The organism is Collinsella sp. AM44-11 (genome assembly GCF_003467145.1).
Lineage (GTDB): Bacteria > Actinomycetota > Coriobacteriia > Coriobacteriales > Coriobacteriaceae > Collinsella.
Map to the genome: position 1 here is coordinate 1 of NZ_QSFE01000004.1, position 18,182 is coordinate 18,182.

Annotated in this window: 12 protein-coding genes; 4 read left to right on the top strand and 8 right to left on the bottom strand. The window is 62.2% G+C overall.

Going from position 1 to position 18,182, the window contains the following annotated elements; genetic code table 11:
• Positions 1-59 precede the first annotated feature (59 nt).
• Entirely contained in the window at positions 60-671 is a 612-nt protein-coding gene (locus DW943_RS03480; RefSeq protein ID WP_233503776.1) for a DUF4143 domain-containing protein, read from the bottom strand.
• Positions 672-1,512: 841 nt separating this feature from the next.
• On the opposite strand from DW943_RS03480, the gene DW943_RS03485 reads away from it, so the two are divergent.
• Entirely contained in the window at positions 1,513-2,511 is a 999-nt protein-coding gene (locus tag DW943_RS03485) for a hypothetical protein (RefSeq protein WP_117862202.1), read from the top strand.
• 469 nt (positions 2,512-2,980) lie between these two features.
• Here the strand turns inward: DW943_RS03485 and xdh are convergent, their stop codons facing one another.
• The 5 genes from xdh to DW943_RS03510 all read right to left on the bottom strand — a co-directional run bounded on the left by xdh (position 2,981) and on the right by DW943_RS03510 (position 12,355).
• Positions 2,981-5,758, bottom strand: coding sequence for a selenium-dependent xanthine dehydrogenase (xdh, locus tag DW943_RS03490; RefSeq protein ID WP_117862203.1), 2,778 nt, complete (start codon positions 5,756-5,758; stop codon positions 2,981-2,983).
• Between the two features lie 12 nt (positions 5,759-5,770).
• Positions 5,771-6,250, bottom strand: a complete 480-nt coding sequence (locus DW943_RS03495; RefSeq protein WP_055252516.1) for a 4Fe-4S binding protein — start codon at positions 6,248-6,250, stop codon at positions 5,771-5,773.
• An 11-nt stretch (positions 6,251-6,261) separates the two neighbouring features.
• Positions 6,262-9,261, bottom strand: a complete 3,000-nt coding sequence (ygfK, locus tag DW943_RS03500) for a putative selenate reductase subunit YgfK (protein WP_117862204.1) — start codon at positions 9,259-9,261, stop codon at positions 6,262-6,264.
• Between the two features lie 148 nt (positions 9,262-9,409).
• Positions 9,410-10,765, bottom strand: a complete 1,356-nt coding sequence (ssnA, locus tag DW943_RS03505; RefSeq protein WP_117758823.1) for a putative aminohydrolase SsnA — start codon at positions 10,763-10,765, stop codon at positions 9,410-9,412.
• Positions 10,766-10,960: 195 nt separating this feature from the next.
• Positions 10,961-12,355 (bottom strand): uracil-xanthine permease family protein, encoded by a 1,395-nt coding sequence (locus DW943_RS03510; RefSeq protein ID WP_055285183.1) that lies wholly within the window; start codon positions 12,353-12,355, stop codon positions 10,961-10,963.
• 352 nt (positions 12,356-12,707) lie between these two features.
• Here DW943_RS03510 and DW943_RS03515 point away from each other — a divergent pair, with 352 nt between their 5' ends.
• Positions 12,708-13,364 carry a transcriptional regulator gene (locus DW943_RS03515; RefSeq protein ID WP_231500731.1) on the top strand — a complete coding sequence of 219 codons (657 nt, stop codon included), beginning with the start codon at positions 12,708-12,710 and terminating at the stop codon, positions 13,362-13,364.
• A gap of 112 nt (positions 13,365-13,476) precedes the next feature.
• On the opposite strand, the gene DW943_RS03520 is transcribed toward DW943_RS03515, so the two are convergent.
• A complete protein-coding gene (locus tag DW943_RS03520) occupies positions 13,477-13,854 on the bottom strand; it encodes a RidA family protein (protein WP_089572469.1) in 378 nt (125 codons plus the stop codon).
• A 300-nt stretch (positions 13,855-14,154) separates the two neighbouring features.
• On the opposite strand from DW943_RS03520, the gene DW943_RS03525 reads away from it, so the two are divergent.
• Entirely contained in the window at positions 14,155-16,650 is a 2,496-nt protein-coding gene (locus DW943_RS03525; protein ID WP_117862205.1) for a U32 family peptidase, read from the top strand.
• 15 nt (positions 16,651-16,665) lie between these two features.
• On the top strand, positions 16,666-17,325 hold the full coding sequence (locus tag DW943_RS03530) for an RluA family pseudouridine synthase (RefSeq protein WP_231501551.1): 660 nt from the start codon (positions 16,666-16,668) through the stop codon (positions 17,323-17,325).
• A 109-nt stretch (positions 17,326-17,434) separates the two neighbouring features.
• Here DW943_RS03530 and DW943_RS03535 read toward each other — a convergent pair whose 3' ends face one another.
• Positions 17,435-18,181 carry a DeoR/GlpR family DNA-binding transcription regulator gene (locus tag DW943_RS03535; RefSeq protein ID WP_117862206.1) on the bottom strand — a complete coding sequence of 249 codons (747 nt, stop codon included), beginning with the start codon at positions 18,179-18,181 and terminating at the stop codon, positions 17,435-17,437.
• Position 18,182 lies beyond the last annotated feature (1 nt).

The window sequence follows — 18,182 nt, forward strand, 5'->3', positions numbered from 1 at the left end:
CTATTTGCTCAATGTGTTCGGCTGAGATCGGAAATCAACCCGGCACGCCCGCAAAACCGCTACGCCCCAAGTGCCGCCATGGGGATCACCGCCACGCCGTCGTCGCGTGTGTAGGCAATGCTCCCCTTTCCAACCACGACCGCCAAAAACGCCGGCGCGGCATTCTGGGCGGCAGGATTGGAGAGCACTTTCCTCTCCAGCGCCTTGAGATTTCTCGCTCCATCGTCTGCTTTCGCATCACTCAGCTTGACCTCGATAGCTCCCCAGCGCCCGTCGTGCTCAACGATCAGATCGACCTCAAGGCCCTTCTCATCTCGGAAATAATGGACACTGTTGTCGACACCGCCGTAGGTGGAAAGGAACACGCGCACGTCGCGCAGAACGAGGTCCTCAAAGAGCATCCCCAGCGTTTGCATATCGCCAAGCAGCCGCTCAGGGGTAGCCCCCAGCAACGCCGCCGCAAATGACGGGTCGCAGAAGTAGCGCTTGGGGCGCACGCGAACGCGAGCCTTCGAGCGCATGGGCGGCTCCCATCCGCACAGGTCCTCGGTCAGCTTGAGCCTGTTGAAGAGATCCAGGTGCGCAGCGATGGTCCTCTCGTCGGGGCCCGCCTCACCGTACGAGGCGTCCTTTATGAGCGTCTTGTACGTGACAGCCTGGCTCTCGTTCATGGCAAGAGCTCGCAAAAGGCCGTGTGCAAGCTCGGGCGATCATGCGATATACGAAATTACGCCATTCTCAATGCGGATTTTACGCTACTTCCAATGTAGTTTTTACGCCGTTGCGGATGTAGTTTTTACGCTATGTTCATTGAAGGTTTTACGCTTGGCATCCTTAGCGCGACGCTCGCTCAACCCCTGACCACCGGATTGCCCGAATTCCGGGATGCTGCCTCCGCTCCAAACAAAAGGCCCAGCTCGCGATGAGCTGCCTCCCATTTCTTGAACATTAGAAATGGGAGACTTTCCACCCCATGCCTCTATCGGAAACGGCATCCCGTCCTGAGCATCGAATCCGGGACGTAGTTTCCGCATGCGGCTTCGTTAGGAAAGCATGTTCCACTCTGAGCGCTCATTCCGGGGTGCAATTTCCGCCAGAGACACCGCCGGGAAAGCACATCCCGGTTTGGAGCCGAAATCTGGGATGTAGTTTCCGCTTGAAGGGCGATCCGGAAAGCACATCCCATTCCGAGTGACAATTCCGGGTCACAGTTTCCGCAGATACAAGGCGACAGGCCGCTGCCCTTATCACATGCCTTCAAATATGCGATCCAGAAACACAAAACAGCAGATAGAATGCTCTTTTTCAAAAAGTACACGACCCGAAACTTACCAAGACTTCATATCCAGCTACCGTTCACGGTCGCCGATTACCGCCCACCGATCCAAACAAGAAATATGTCGCCAAAAGCAGGTCATCTACCTGCATGGTTAGATTTTGGTCAGCTTTTGGTCAGCTGAGCGGCAAGTTCCAGCTGATACGTTTTTGCTACCCAAAAGGAGGCGGTAGCTCATGACCCATTGCAATGACCAACTCATCGACCAACTGCTCACTCAAGCCGAACAAGAGGGGCGCTGTCTGATTCCCCCGAGCACGGCAATCCGAAAAGCGCTCCTTCGGCGCATCGGCAGCGCGGTCGTCTCGCCCATGCCGGGACTGTTCGCGCGCAAAATGCGCTGGGATGAACTCAACCGGGCACAGCGTCATTGCGAGATTATTCGCGCCCTTGCGATCATCCACCCCGATTGGACGTTCTGCTCGTTTTCGGCCGCCTGCCTGCTGGGGCTCGAGGTCTCGTGGCGACATCTGAACGTTGTGCATGTCTGTAGCTCGACAAAGCCGTCGGCTCGCCCGGGCGCGCATATTCAGCGGCATCAGATCGAGCCGGCCGGAGCAATCCGTCTATCCGGCACATCAGTAACGCCGCCCATCCAAACGGCTACAGATTGCCTGCTGCAAACTGGCTTTGCAGACGGCATGCCCATTGCCGATTCGGCGATCTCAAAGCTCGGCCTTGCGCCGGAACAGCTGATGGAGGCCGTTGAGCAACGAGCGACTGCCCGCAATGGTCGCGCGATTCGCACCGCCCTCACAACGCTTCGATATGCCGACGCCCGCGCCGAGAGCGGCGGGGAATCGGTCGCCCGAGCCGTCATGATCGAGACGGGCTTTGCGCCCGACTGGCTTCAATACGAGCTGACGGACCCCTTCGATTCGGCCAAGCCCATACGAACGGACTTTGCCTGGGAGCGCCAGACGCGGGAACTCACACTGGGCGAGCTCGACGGGCTCATCAAATATACCGACCAGACCATGCTGGCCGGACGCACCACCGCCGAGGCGCTCGTTGCCGAACGACAGCGCGAGGCGCACCTATCGCTCTACGGTCACCCTCTGCTGCGCTTTACCATGAGCGAAGTCCGCTCGGCGGGTCTGCTCGCGAAAAAGCTGCAGACGGCAGGCATCCGGCAGACCGCTCTGCCGGCATGGCTCAACGAGGTGGAGTTGTAGGAGCTGCTGAGCTTATGCCCGTCTGCCTGCCAAACCGGGACACGCTTTCCGGTTGGCAGTACCCGCGGAAACCATGTCCCAGACTGAGTGCTCAAAATGGGACATGGTTTCCCGACGAAGCTCCTTGCGGAAAGCGTGTCCCAGAATGAAGACTCGGAATGGGATGCAATTTCCGCCTGAAGGCGATTCGGAAAGCGCATCCCATTCTGAGCATCGATTCCGGGTCGCAGTTTCCGGTTGAGGGCCGTTCCGGAAAGTGTGTCCCATTCCAGGCGCGGATTCCGGGATGCACTTTCCGTTTGAAGCTCCAACCGGAAAGCGCATCCCATTCTGAGCGCCAATTCCGGGATGCGCCCTCCGCTCCAAACAAAAGGCCCCGGCTCGCGATGGAGCTGGCGCCAAAGACGCAGCATATGTAGTTGATGTTGAGCGCGAACAGCCCGTCAGCAATGGGCGTCCGCGCTCTACTCTACCCGCGGTGACGGGCGCGGCTGTACGGGGTATCCACCATGGGCAGATCCGGACGCAGCTTGCCGTCGAATGCGCGATAGGCGTTCTGCACGGCGGGCGCTGTGGGGATCGTTGCGATCTCGCCGATGCCCTTGCCGCCGTATGCCACGGGCAGTAGCTCGTCCTTCTCCACGTAGATGGCGTGGATATCCGGAATCTCGGGCGCACGGAACAGTCCGAGCGTGCCGTACCTTGCCTGGGGTACGCAGTCCTTGAGCGGCCAGTCCTCGGTAAGCGCATAGCCCATACCCATGAGCACGCCGCCTTCGATCTGACCCTGGATGGAGATGGGATTGACCACCTTGCCGGAATCGTGCGCGGCATAGATCTCGCTCACGCGACCGTCATCATCCAGAATGACCACATGCGTGGCAAAGCCGTAGCAGATGTGGCTCTTGGGATTGGGAACGTCGGCGCCCAGCTTGTCGGTCGGCTCCAGGTACACGTAGCCAAACTCGCAGCCCTCGAGCGCCTTGATGGCGGTCGCGGAATCCTGGGGATGCATGCCCTGGCCGGCGACGAGTTCCTGCGTGCGCAGCTGATAGGCGCGACCGTCGTCGTACTCGATCTTGACGCCGTCACCATGGGCGCTCACCGGGGTGGCAGGCGCAGGCTTGCCGGCCTCGACGCCAAGCATGGCATCGCGCAGCAGGAAGGCGGCGCCGCGCACGGCCTCGCCGGTCACGACCGTCTGACGCGAGCCAGACGTGGTGCCGGAGTCGGGAGCGTTCTCGGTAGAGCACTCGCCGTTGGCAATGCAGCGAAGCGGCAGGCCGCACGCCTCGGCAACGTCCTGCAAAAAGACGGTGTTGCAGCCCTGGCCGATGTCGGACGTGGCGGCATAGACCACGGCCACGCCGTTCTCGACGCGAATCTTGCAGCGGCCGGCATCGGGCAGGCCAACGCCCACGCCGGCGTTCTTCATGGCGCAGGCGATACCGGCGTGTCCGGGATGCGCATAGTAGGCATCCTTGACCTCGAGCAGCGTCTCCTTCAGCGCCGTGGAGCAGTCGGCAATCTGGCCGTTGGGCAAAACCTCGCCCGGCTCGATGGCGTTTCGGTAACGAATCTCCCACGGATCCAGGCCGACCTTCTCTGCCAGCAGGTCGATCAGGCTCTCGAGCGCAAACTCGGACTGGCAAACGCCAAAGCCGCGGTACGCGCCGGCGGGCGGGTTGTTGGTGTAGTAGCCAAAACCGCGAATGTCGGTGTTCTGGTACTTGTAGGGGCCGACGGCATGCGTGCAGGCGCGCTCGAGCACCGGGCCGCACAGCGATGCGTAGGCGCCGGTATCAAAATTGATCTCGCAATCCAGGCCGGTAAAGTTGCCCTCGGCGTCGCAGCCCAGCGTAAAGGTGCCGTCCATGGCGTGGCGCTTGGGATGGAACGCGAGCGACTCGGCGCGCGTGAGTTTGCACTTCACGGGACGCTGGAACTTATATGCGGCGAGCGCGGCCAGGTGCTGGATCGAAACGTCCTCCTTACCGCCAAAGCCGCCGCCCACAAGCATGGTCTCGACGACCACGCGCTCGGGCTCGTTGTCCCAGCCAAACATGTGGGCACACTCTTTGCGCGTGTCGTAGGCACCCTGGTCGGTCGACTGCACCTTGACGCCGTTCTTGTACGGGAAGGCGACGGCGCACTCGGGCTCCAAGAAGGCATGCTCGGTAAAGGGCGTGGTAAAGCGCTGCGTCACGGTAAACGCGCTCTCCGCCAGCGCCTTGGCGGCGTCGCCGCGCGTCACGTGACGGCTCTGGCACACGTTGTCCTTGAGCTCCACCGTGTTGCCAAAGGCAAAGAAGCTGTCGTGAAGGCGCGGGGCGTCGGCGGCCCTGGCCTCGACAATGTTGCGCACGGGCTCCAGCGGCTCGTAGTCAATCTTTACGAGCTTCTTGGCCTTCTCGAGCGTCGCCTCGTCCTCGGCAACCACCAGCACGATGGCATCGCCCACGCAGCGGGTGATATCGCCCTGGGCGATCATGACGTCCCAGTCCTGGATAAGGTGGCCGACCTGGTTAACCGGCACGTCCTCGGCGCGCAGGATGCCCACCACGCCGGGCAGGGCCTCGGCCTTGGAGGTATCGATGGAGAGCACACGGGCACGCGGATACTTGGAGCGCACCGCGCTGGCATAGGTCAAGCCCGGCTGATCGAGTTCGTCAATGTCGTCGGGATACTTGCCCTCGCCGAGCACCTTCTTGCGCACGTCGATACGGAAGGCGCGCTTGCCCACGCCGTAGTCATCGCCGCGCTCCAGGTCCTCGTCGATCTGCTTTTCGCCGCGGAGCACCGCAGCGGCCAGCGAGATGCCCTCGATAATCTTTTTGTAGCCGGTGCAGCGACAGACGTTACCGCGAATGGCGTACTTGATCTGCTCCTCAGTGGGCTCGGGGTCCTCGGCGATGAGCGCCGCACCCGCCATGACCATGCCGGGAATGCAAAAACCGCACTGCACGGCGCCCACGGCGCCAAAGGCGTACACAAAGGCCTCGCGCACGTCCTCGGGCAGGCCCTCGACGGTCACGATGTTGCGGCCGGCGGCAAGAGCGGTGGTCAGCACGCACGCCTTGACGGCCGCACCGTCCACATGGATGGTGCAGGTGCCGCAGGCGCCCTCGGAGCAGCCGTCCTTGGCGGAGTGAATGTGCAGGTCGTCGCGCAGATAGCGCAGCAGTGGTTTATTCTCCGTCGTCGTGTGCTCGACACCGTTAACGGTAAAAGTGAATTCCTGTGCCATGGTGATTCCCTTCTACACGCCGGCGGCGATGCCGGTGCGGTCGTGGATGGCGCCATGCGGGCAGACGACGGCGCACATGCCGCACGACAAGCAATCCGCGCCATCGATATGGGCGCAGTTGTCCTCGATGCGGATAGCGCCGGCGGGGCACTTTTTGGCGCACATACCGCAACCGATGCAACTCGTGTCGCAGATCTTGCGCGCAATGGCGCCCTTATCGGTGTTATTGCAGCGCACCAGGATGTTCTGATAACCGGGAACGAAGGCAATCACGCGCTGCGGGCACGCCATGCCGCACAGGCCGCAGCCCGTGCACTTGGAGCGATCCACACGGGCGATGCCATCGACCAGCGCAATGGCGCCGTGGGGGCAGGCCGTGACGCAGGCACCACAGCCAATGCAGCCTTCGCTGCAGCGGGCGTCGCCGCCTGCGGAGGCGCAACCGCTTCCGCAGGCAACGTAGGCCACGTTATGTTGAATGGATTTGGCCATAAGAGACTCGCCTATTTCTTAAGAAGGTACGAATAGTTGTCGCGCACAGCCCTGATGGTCAGGCGGACGGCCTCGGGAAGGCCAGTGTTGACGGCATCGACCGAGACGGTGCGGACCGTGCCGGCGACGCGGACCTTAAAGTGATCCTCGCCCACGGCCAGGAAGCCCTCGTTCTCGGAGTTCTCCATGTCCTCCTCGCTCCAGAACAGGGTGAGCTTGTCCTTGTAGGGACGACCCTCCTGGTAGGGGCAGAACACGGCGCAGTTGCCGCACTCGTTGCACATGCCATCGACGTGGACGACCTGATGCTTGGCCAGGCCCGGCACCTTAATGGCCACGTTGGCGCGGTTGGGGCACACGTCGCAGCAGACCTCGCACACCGAACCGCAGCCCAGGCAGCGGGTCTTAGTGCAGTTGCGCTTGTCGCGGCACAGCGACCCCTTGCGCTCGTAGCAGGTGTCCTCGCGACCGGCCTGCTCGTTGCAGTCGGCGTACTTGTTAAAGTCCACGCCGGCGATGGCGCGGGCGACTTCGGCGGCGTCGGCAATAGCCTCGACCACGGTGGCCGGACCGCGACGGCAATCGCCTGCAGCCCAGACGCCCTCAACGCCGGTGGAGGTGGCGGCAAGGCGGCCGCGACGGTCGTGCTCGACGCCCACAGCATCGTACAGGCTGGCATCGATGCCCTCGCCCACGGCGCAGATCACCGTGGTGGCGGGAAGCTCGACGGTCTCGCCCGTGGCGACGGGGCTGCGACGGCCGCTTGCATCCGGCTCGCCAAGCTCCATAACGTCGCAGGTCAGCACGGCGCCGTTGAGTGCCTTGGGCGCCAGCAGCTCGCAGAACTCAACGCCGTCGGCAAGAGCAAGATCAAGCTCTTCCTCGTCGGCGGGCATCTGCTTCTTGGTGCGGCGATACACCAGGCGCACGTTCTTCACACCAGCCAGGCGCTTGGCCACGCGGGCAGCATCCATGGCGGTGTTGCCGGCGCCGATGACCACGACGTCCTCGCCCAGCTCGAGCTTCTCGCCCTTCTTGGCGGTCTCGAGGAACTCCAGCACGTCGAGCTCGGCACCCTCGCCCAAGCCCGCAGAGCCGGGCATCCAGGCACCGGTGGCCACGACCACGTCGGTAAAGCCCTGGGCCTTGAGCTCTTCAATGGAATCCACGCGAGCGTTGAGCTGCACCTTGGCGCCAAAGGCCAGGCAGAGCTCGGCATCGTGGGAGATATCGTCGCTCGCAATACGGAACTCGGGGATCACGTGGCGGACCACGCCGCCGAGCGAATCGCGGGCCTCAAAGATAGTGACGGGCACGCCGGCACGCGTCAGGAAGAACGCCGTCGCCAGACCGGCCGGGCCGCCACCGATAACGGCAACGTTGTGCTCGCCGTCGTTGGCAATGGCCTGGGCGCGCAGCTTGGGCAGCACGGCGGTCATGGCCTCGCGGGCAGCCTTGAGCTTGCTGGCGCGAATCTGGGCACCCTCGGGCTCGTAGAACGCACGCTCGCAAGCGCGGCCGCAGGGATGCGGGCAGATGGTGCCGGTGATAAACGGCAGGGCGTTGCGCTCGATGATGATGTTGAGCGCGTCCTCGAAGCGGCCCTCGTCAACAGCCGCCAGGTAGGCGGGAATATCCTGCTGGATGGGGCAGCTCGTGCGGCACGGCGCGGTAAAGCAGTCGGAAAGCGGGCTCTTGCCGGCAACCTTGCGGTCGGGCAGCGGACGCAGCGGCTTCTTGTAGAGCGGGTTGGTGAGCGAGTCGGCCTGGATCGCAGTCACGGCCTCGAGAGAGACGCCCTCAAACGGCTTGCCGTCCAGATCGCCAAACTCACCGGCCATCTGGCTAAAGCGCTCGTAGCCACCGGGCTTGAGCACGTCGGTCGCCAGGGTAACGGGCCAAATGCCGGCATCGTACAGGGCGCGGATGTTGTAGACCGTGGCGCCACCGGAGTAGCTGATGCGCAGTTTGCCATCGAACTGCTCGGTAATGCGGCGGGCAGCCTCAATGGTCAGTGAGAACAGCGAACGGCCGGACATGTACATCTCGGTGGAGGGCAGCTCGTTCCTCGTCACGTCGACGGGGAACGTGTTGGTCAGCTTGACGCCAAACTCCAGGCCGCGCTCGGCGCACAGGGCAATCAGGCGCTCGAACATAGGCACGGCATCGGCCCACTGCAGGTCCTCGCGGAAGTGCGTGTCATCGAAGACGATGTAGTCAAAGCCCAGCTCGTTGAGGCGCTGGCGGGCAAACTCATAGCCCAGCAGCGTGGGGTTGCACTTGATGTAGGTGTTGAGGCCCTTCTCGGTGATGAGGTAGGTCGCGATGCGCTCGATCTCGGCCGGCGGGCAGCCGTGCAGGGTAGACTCGGTGATGGAGTTGGAGACGCGTGCCGGGATGGACTCGACAAATGCGGCGTCAACATGCTCAAACTTGTCCAGGTTGGCGAGCGCCCACGTACGGCACTCGTTCCAGACGTCGGAGCCGCTGGCGTCCTTCATACCCTCGATGTAGGCGTCGACCTTGGGGCTCTTGATGCCCTCCAGGTCATAACCCACGGACATGTTGAAGACAAAACCGTCCGGGCTTCCCAGGCCGTACTCGCGAGCGATGAGGTGGCAGGCGAACCATGCCTTCACGTACTCGGCAAAGGCCTGCGGAACCTCGAGCTCGGTCGACCACTCACAGTTGTAGCACTCGTCCTGCGCCACGATGCAGGGCTTGTTCACACACTTGGAGAGCTCCTCGCCGTCCATAACCTGGACGGTCTTGAGCTCAAAGAAGCGGGAACCGGCCACGTAGGATGCCACGATGTTTTGGGCAAGCTGCGTATTGGGGCCGGCGGCCGGGCCAAACGGAGTCTCGATGCGCTCGTCAAAAATGGGAAGCGCGCCCTCCTGGTTGGTCGTGGCCATCTTGCGCACGCCAAAGACGGCGCCCTGAGTCTTGTGCTCCTCGATGATCCAGTTCATCAGCTGCGAAAACGGGATCGGCCTCATGATGTCGCTCATAGTGAGCTCCTCTCTGTAACGCCCGGCGAGACCGCGCGGCGGGCGCAAATACGGTGTAGCGCTAGCACAGCGCCGGCGACCCCGCGGAGGTCACCTATACGCGCGTCGGATGCGGCGAAACATCTGACGCGCGCAAATCTACTTGTAATTAGTAGGCGCGATCGTTGAGCGTGCTCCAGAGCTTCTTGGACTCGGCCATGGTCCACGCGTTGATCTTGTCCTCATCAATGCCAACGAACTCGCGATCCTTGTACAGGACGCGGCCGTTGATGATGGTGGTGCGGCAGTTTTTGCCCATCATGCCAAAGAGCATGTGGCCGTCGATGTTCTCCTCGCTCAGCGGCGTAAAGGGTTTGTAGTCCATAACGATGACGTCGGCAGCGGCGCCGGCCTCGAGCACACCGAGCTTGCGATCGAAGTACTTGCTGGCCATCTTGGCGTTGTTCTCGAACAGCATGGTCATGGCCTCGCACCAGCCCACGTTGGGCATGGCGGCGTTGTGGCGCTGAATGATCAGGAAGACCTTGAGGCTCTCGAGCATGTCGTGGGTGTAGGCGTCGGTGCCCATGCACACGGGGATGCCGCGGCGGAAGAACTCGAGCACGGGGGCGCAGCCCACGGCGTTGCCCATATTGGATTCGGGGTTGTTGACGAGCCAGGTACCGGACTCCTTGACGATATCCATCTCGGCAGGCGTCACGTGGATGCAGTGGCCGAGCATGGTGTCGGGACCCAGCAGATTGTGCTGCAGCAGGCGCTCGACGGGGCTGATGCCGCCGCGGTTGAGGCGGGAGTCCCACACATCGTTCATGCCCTCGCACACATGGATGTGGAAGCCGGTCAGGCCGTTGTTGGCCTCGGCCATCTTATCCATGGTCTCGTCCGACAGCGTAAAGGTGGCATGTCCGCCAAACATGGCGGCGATCATGTGGTTGTCGTTATCGCGACGCTCCTTGGCGGCCCACTGGGCAAACTCGGCGTTCTCGGCAATGGCCTGGTCGCATTTTTCCTGGCCGCGGCGATCGGAGACCTCGTAGCACAGGCACGAACGCATGCCCAGATCCTGAGCGGCATCCTTAATGGTAAAGAGGCTTCCCGGAATCTCGCAGAAGCTCGCATGGTGATCGAAGATCGTGGTGACGCCATCGCGGATGGAGTCAAGAATCGTGGCATAGGCGCTGGCCTTGGTGCCGTCGAGCGTCAGGTTGTCGTCGATCTTCCACCACTGCTGCTCAAGATTCTCCAGGAAGTTGGTAGGGTTACAGCCCTTAATGGCAAGGCCGCGGGCCAAACCCGAGTAGATGTGGGTGTGGCAGTTGATGAGTCCGGGCATGATGAGGTTGCCCCGGGCGTCGACGTACTCGGCATCCGGGTACTTGGCCTTGAGCTCGCACTCGGGGCCCACTTCGACGATCGTATCTCCGTCAATGGCGACCGCACCGTTTGGAATGAACGGGGTCTGAGCATTGCGGGTAAAGACAGAACCGTTAGCGACCAGAAGCATGGATGCTCCCTTCAACATCAGGGGCGGGGTTTGACACCTCTGACATGGCGGAGTGCGAAGCGCCGGCCTACACCGGAAACGGGCCCTCTCCCGTCAACGCTTCACCAAAGGGACAAACCCTTTGAAGTGCGGCTTGGCGCCGCATGACGTCGGCGGACGAGGCGATGCGCCCGCCGACGAATAGCACCGAATTGGCTACTTCTTGCTCTCGGGCAAGACCAGATCCACGGCAGCGTCCTTGGCAGCATCGATGTGCTGAGCCACGACCGGCGTCTGCGGAAGAATCAGGTTAAGGACGATGGCCATGATGGCGGTGGGGGTTACGGCATTGGAGCCGATGACGGTGGACACCCAGGCGGGCATACCCTCACCGGCAAGGCAACCGCTGGCCATCCAGATACCCAGGCCAAAGACGACGGAGGTACCGACGATGGTGGTAGTGCGCTGCGTGAGGCCCTCGCGGGTGAACATGCGCACGCCGTTCATGGTGATGGTGCCAAAGACGCCGACGGTCGCGCCGCCGATGACGGGCTGCGGGATAGCGGAAAGGACGGCAGAGAGCTGCGGGAACAGACCGGCGATGGCAAAGACGGCCGCGATGATCACAAAGACCCACTTGTTGACGACCTTGTTGGAGCAGATGATGCCCACGTTCTGGCCAAGGGCGCTGGTGGGAAGACCGCCCAGCAGGCCGCCGACCATAGAGGTGAGGCCCTGGGACACGATAGCGCCGGAGAGCTCGCGCTCGGTGGGCATACGGTCGATGGAGCCCAGGCAGGCGGCGGAGACGTCGCCGATAACCTGGATGGCAACCATGGGGAACACGACAGCGAGGGTAATGCAGACCTCGGGATCAAACTCGAGCGCGTAGGGCATGAGCTTGGGAAGGGCGAAGACCTGAGCGGTGGCGACGCTGGAGAAGTCGATCATGCCAAAGGGGATGGAGACGATCATGCCGACGATCATGCCAAAGAACACGGATCCCAGCTTGAGCGTGCCCTTGCCAAAGTTGGCGAGCGCAAAGACCACGGCGAAGGTGATAAGAGCGACGCACCAGGCCTGCGGGGTGCCCCACAGTGGCGTACCCATACCGCCGGCCATATACTTGACGGCCGTGGGATACAGCGAAACGCCGATGGAGAAGATGACCGTACCGGTCACGACGGGCGGGAACAGCCACTTGATCTTGCTGTAGGCCAGACCAAAGAGGACCGCGACGGCGCCGCCGACGATCTCGCCGCCCAGCAGCGCACCAAAGCTAAAGCCCGAGGCACCCATGGCCTGCAGGGCCGGTAAGAACGCGAACGAAACGCCCATGACGATGGGCAGGCCGCCGCCGATGCGACGGAAGGGAGCGAAGGCCTGAAGGGCCGTGTCGATCGCCGAAAGAATGAGCGCGACCTGGATGATGTCGGTGCTCTGCTGGCTATTAAAGCCGTAGACGCCGGCCATGATGACAGCCGGGGTGATGATGCCGGCAAACGATGCCAGTACGTGCTGAAGGGCACACGGGATCATTTCCTTAACGGGAGGCATGCCTTCACGAGTGAACAGGGCTTCAGTGCCGTTCGTAACCGTCTCCTGGGTCATTTGACCACCAATCCTCGAAATAGTTGTTTTCGCATCTAACGCTCTATTGTGACGCAGTGCGGGGTTGAGGTTGTGCCTTCGTTGCATATCGTATTAAAGATGATTCTCATTCTCAATAATAATTTTTTGTTATCAGACTATTCTTGAGCTGAGACAATGCATTTCCGCAGGTCAGGAAAGTGTCTTGTCAAAATAACATCTAACTTTTCTTTTGGTCAACCGTTTACCGCCAAAATCATACCGTTCGTCTGTATTACGCAATGTACCTGCGAATATGCGAGTCAATAGACACCGTGTTACCATGAGAAAAAATTGTTATGAACATTTCCGATTTCACCCAAAGGAGTTGCCCGTGAACGAGACCGTACGCCGCTTTTTGCCGATGGTCGATTTCCTGGAGCAGATACTCGGTAAGAACAGCGAAATCGTGCTGCACGATTTCTCGGATCCCGACCACGCCATCGTCGATATTCGCAACGGCATCGTAAGCGGCCGTAAGGTCGGCGGTCCCGCCACCGATCTGGCGCTCAAGATCATGCACGACCCCAAGTATCGCGACCTGCCGTTTATTACGGGCTACGAGGGGCGCGGTGCCGGTGGCAAGACACTGGAGTCCGCGACGTACTTTATCCGCGAGGATAACGAGATCGTCGGTATGCTCTGCGTCAACACCGACCTCTCGACCGTGCGCTCCATCAACGCCATGGCGCAGCAGCTCATGGCATGCTTCGACGCTGTGCCAAGGCAGGCGGAGCCCGCGTCTATCGAGGTTGAAAGTCTTTCGGAGTCTACACAGGAGCTCATCGACCGCAGTATTTCCGAGCTGCTCGAAAGCCGCGGGCAGGATGTCGCCTCGCTCGGGCAGGCCGATCGTGTGGACGTTATTCGCCACCTTAACGGCAACGGCGTTTTTATGCTCAAGGGCGCTGTTGCCTGCGCCGCGACCGCACTCGGCATCTCGGAGCCCAGCGTCTACCGCTACCTACAAAAAGTTCGCAAGGAAGGCTAACAAGCAAAATGGAGCGCGGCTCCATAAGCGATCCGTCACTTGACAAAAGACCCTGCAGCTCGCACGCGCTGCAGGGTCTTTTTGCATGTCATGTTTAGTTGTGGCCAACGCCTTAGAGAGCGGCGACGACCTCGATCTCGACCAGACCGCCAGCCGGAAGGGCGGCAACCTGGAAGGCGCTGCGCGCGGGGAACGGGGCCTCGAACTTAGAGGCGTAGATCTCGTTCACGGCGGCGAAGTCGGCGATGTCGGCCAGGTAGACCGTGGTCTTGACGACATCGGCAAAGGTGGCGCCGGCAGCGGTCAGCAGGGCCTCGACGTTGGCGAGGGACTGCTTGGCCTGGGCCTCGACGCCCTCGGGCAGCTTGCCGGTTGCGGGGTCGATGCCCAGCTGGCCGGACAGGAACACCATGTTGCCGGTCTGGATGCCGGGGGAATACGGTCCGATGGCTGCGGGTGCGTTATCGGAAGACACGACGGTCTTGCTCATGTTTTTCTCCTTACGATCAGTTGAGAGAGCGTGAGCGCGGTGTTCACACCGGGAGGCACAGTTCGGTCTGAACACCGCGCTTGATTGGGATAGTAACCAAGGATTTCGCGCTGTGCAAGAATTTTATTATTGTGCGAGAAAGATTTATCGCCCAACGGTTTCTCCGAACCGCCGAACGGTTCTGTTCTGTGGCAGCCACCCCAAGCTGCTGAAGACTTTATCCCGCTTGGACCACGGGCATCGCCTGTCGCGCCAGCGCCACTATACTTTTGAGTATCTGAGCATTTTGAAAGGCAGGATATGACCGCAACCGCCAGTCGAACCACCAACCGCAGACCCGAGCTCTTGGCCCCCGCCGGAGGCCCGGAACCCTTTGCCGCCGCACTCGCTGCCGGGGCAGACGCCATCTACTGTGGCATGGGCAGCTTCAACGCCCGCCGCAAGGCAACGAACTTTACCGACGAGGCCTTTGAGCAGGCCTGCCGTGCTGCACACCTGGCCGGCTCGCGCGTCTATGTCACGGTCAACATCGTCATCAAGCAGTCCGAGCTGGGCGACGCACTGCAACTCATCCACCGCTGCTCCACGCTGGGCGCCGACGCCTTTATCATCCAGGACTGGGGCCTGTTCTTTGAGGTCAAGCACACCATGCCCGGCATCGAGACACACATCTCGACCCAGGCGAACATCCATGATGACCGTGGAACCATCTGGTGCCGCGAGCAGGGCGCTGACCGCGTGACCCTCTCGCGCGAGCTTTCCATCGACGAGATCGCCGCCATTCACCATGCCGCGCCCGATGTGGACCTTGAGGTCTTTAGCCATGGCGCCATCTGCTTTTGCTACTCGGGCCTGTGCCTGCTATCGAGCTTTGCCATGGCGGGCCGCTCGGCCAACCGCGGCATGTGCGCTCAGCCCTGTCGCCTGCCTTACGAGCTGATCGACGAGAACGGCCGCGCGCTCTCCCCTGCCGGACGCGAGCGCGCTCTATGCCCGCGCGACACCAACACTTCGCAGCTCGTTCGCCGTCTGTATGACGCCGGCGCCGCATCGCTCAAGCTCGAGGGCCGCATGAAGGCGCCCGATTACGTGTACTCCATCGTCGATGTGTATCGTCATCAAATCGATGACATGCTGGCCGGGGTCGCCGTAGATAAGCACGAGGACGCCGCTCGCCAGCGCCAACTCAAGCGCTGCTTTAACCGCGACTTTACGCACGCCTATCAGGACGGCACCTCGGGCGACGAGATGATGAGTTACGAGCGCTCCAACAACCGCGGCCAGATTGTGGGCACGGTACTGGGCAGCCGCCTGGCCAACCGCGACGTGCGCGGGCTCAAACCCGACGATCGTCGTCGCCGCGCCGCCATCGCCCGCATTGAGCTGTTTGAGCCCGTGGGCAAGGGCGACTTGTTGGAACTTCGCCACGACGACGAGTTCGATCAGTTCCTAACCACTATCGCTACCGATGATGCCGCCGCCGGTGACATCATCGAATGTCGCGTGCCCCGCAGCATGCCCGAGGGCTGCCGCGTGCGCATCATCCGCAGCCAGCGCGCCATCGACGCCGCCGGCGCCGCGCTCAAGCGCGACGTGCTGCGCCGCCGCGCCGTTGATGTAACCGTTGTGGCGCGTTTGGGCGAACCGTTTGTCGTCACGCTCACCTGCTGCGACGCCCCATCGCTTACGGCCACGGCCACGGGCTTTACCGTCGAGGCCGCCAAGACCCGCGCCGTCGAGGCAGCAGACCTGGTTGAGCATGTGGGCCGCATGGGCTCCTCGCCCTTTGAGGCAGCGAGCTTTGACGTTTCACTCGACGCTGGCTGCGGTATGGGCTTCTCCGCCGTGCACAAGGTGCGCGCCGCCGCTTGCAAGGCGCTGGAAGAAGCCATTCTGGCACCGTACGAGGAGCGCGCCCGCACGCTCGAGCTACCGGCGATTGTCACCAATGATTCCCGCCCCGCGCCCGAGCACTACCGCGATGAGCCGCAGATCTGCGCTACCGTCACCTCGCTCGAGGCCGCCGAGGCCGCTCGCGCGGAGGGTGCAACGCGCATCTACATGACCACCGACGCGCTCGAGGCTGTCGGACTCTCCCCTGCCGATGCATTTGAGCAGGGTATTGTGCCCGCACTCGACGAGGTCTGCCGCGCCGTTGACCACGTCCGCGTTGACCCATGGGTTGTTGCCGGCGCCACGGTCGCTATTGGCAACATCTCTGAGCTTGCCCTGGCCGCCCAGGTTGGCGCCACGGCCGAGATTCGCTCTTGCCTGCCGGTGCACAACACGCCCTGCATGGAGGCGCTTGCCGAGCGCGGAGCCGGTGCGTTTTGGCTCTCGCCCGAGATCACGCTCGACGAGATTGTCTCGCTCGGCGCCGCCGCGCCCGCGGCTCTAGGCATCACCGTCTTTGGCCGCCCGCGCGTTATGACAAGCGAGCATTGCATTCTGCAGGTTGCCAACGGTTGCATCCACGATTGTGCCAGCTGCCGCCTGCGTGCCCGTAAGCTCTCGCTCAAGAATATCGACGGAAAGGTCATGCCGGTGCGTACCGACATCCACGGCCGCTCACGCTTGTACGACGCCTACCCCATCGACCTCACGCCGCAGGTACCACAGCTGCTCGACGCCGGCGTCCGTCGTCTTATGGTGGACGGCACACTGCTCGAGACGGATGAGGTGGGCCGCGCCACCGCTCGCGTCCGCCGCGCCGTCGAGGCAGCGCAAGCCGGCCGCAAGCCCGCCGCCCGCCTGCGCGGTGCCACCTCGGGCTGCATGTTTGTGGGAATCAGCTAACCGAAAGGCTTACACGTGAACGAAGAACCTCAAGTCCTCTACTGCGACGCCTGGCTCATGGCCATCGACAAGCCCGCCGGCATGATCGTCCACGGCGACGGCACCGGCGAGCGCACGCTCACCGACTACGCCAGCGACCTGCTGCTGGCGATGGGCGACGGCTTTGCCGCGACCGACATGCAGCCGCTCAACCGCTTGGACCGCGACACCACCGGCGTGGTGCTGTTCTCACTCGACAAGCAGACGCAGCCCGCCTTTGACCAGATGATTATCGACCACGCGTTCGAAAAGCACTACCTAGCGCTCGCCGAGGGCAAAATCGACTGGAACGAGAAGCTCATCGACAAGCCTATCGCCCGCGACCGCCACGATAGCCGCAAGATGCGCGTTGGCGCCAGCGGCAAGCCGTCTCAGACGCGCGTCAAGGTACTCAAGCGCCTTAAGAGCCGCCGTGGCCTGCCTACGCGCTCGTATATTGATGTCGAGCTGCTCACCGGCCGCAAGCACCAGATCCGCGTGCACCTGGCGAGCGAGCGCCATCCCCTGGTGGGCGACGACCTGTACGGGACGCCGCGTCCTTGTGGCCTCATGCTCCACGCCCACAGCGTGTCCTTTACGCATCCCGTAACCGGCGAGCACATCCACATCGAAGCCCCCTGCCCCTGGGAGCCCTAAAACCTGCCAAAAAGGGACAGGTTTATTTTGGCAGGTTTTATCCGGACAAACGTCAAAACCACCACAAAGGTTCCTGCCCCTTCGCGGTGGTTTTGGCCTTGCCCCGTCGCTAGACCGTGATGACGTTGTCCATTGCCCGGTACTTGGCGGGGACCTCGCCTGCGGTAATAATCGTTGCATCGCGGAAGTCCGCGAACTTGACGGGCGCCACCATGCCAAATTTACTGGCGTCCGAGATTACGAAGCGCTTGGCCGTATGGCGCATCGAGATACGCTTTACTTGCGCCTCCTCGATATCGGGCGCCGTGAAGCCCTGCTCGGCGGCAATGCCGTTAGAGCCCCAAAAGCCGCAGTTGAAGTTGTAACGGTCTAAGGTTGCCAAGGCATCGGGGCCAACGAGCGCCTCGGTCTCGGGTTTGAGCTCGCCGCCCAGCACCACGGTACGCATGCCGCGCAAAGCGAGATGCTGAGCATGGAGCACGGAATCAGTCACATAGGTGACACCTTCAAGGTGTGGAAGATGCTCGATGAGCCTGAGCGTCGTCGAGCCCGAGTCGATGTACACAAAGCTCTCGGGCTCCACCAGCGCCGCCGCACGGGCGCAGATACGTTCCTTGTCGTCGTTATGGAGATCGCTGCGCTCATTAAGCGTTAGGTCGCGCGTCACGTGCGCGCGCTCAAGGCTCGTCGCCCCACCGTGCACCTTGGCGATACGGTGTGCGCGATTGAGCGTCTGCAGGTCGCGCCGAATGGTAGACGCCGTCACGCCCAGGGCCTCAGCAAGCTCCGGTACGGTAACCGAGCCCGTCTGCTGCACCATCGACACGATTGCGTTGAGCCTATCTTCCGCAAGCATC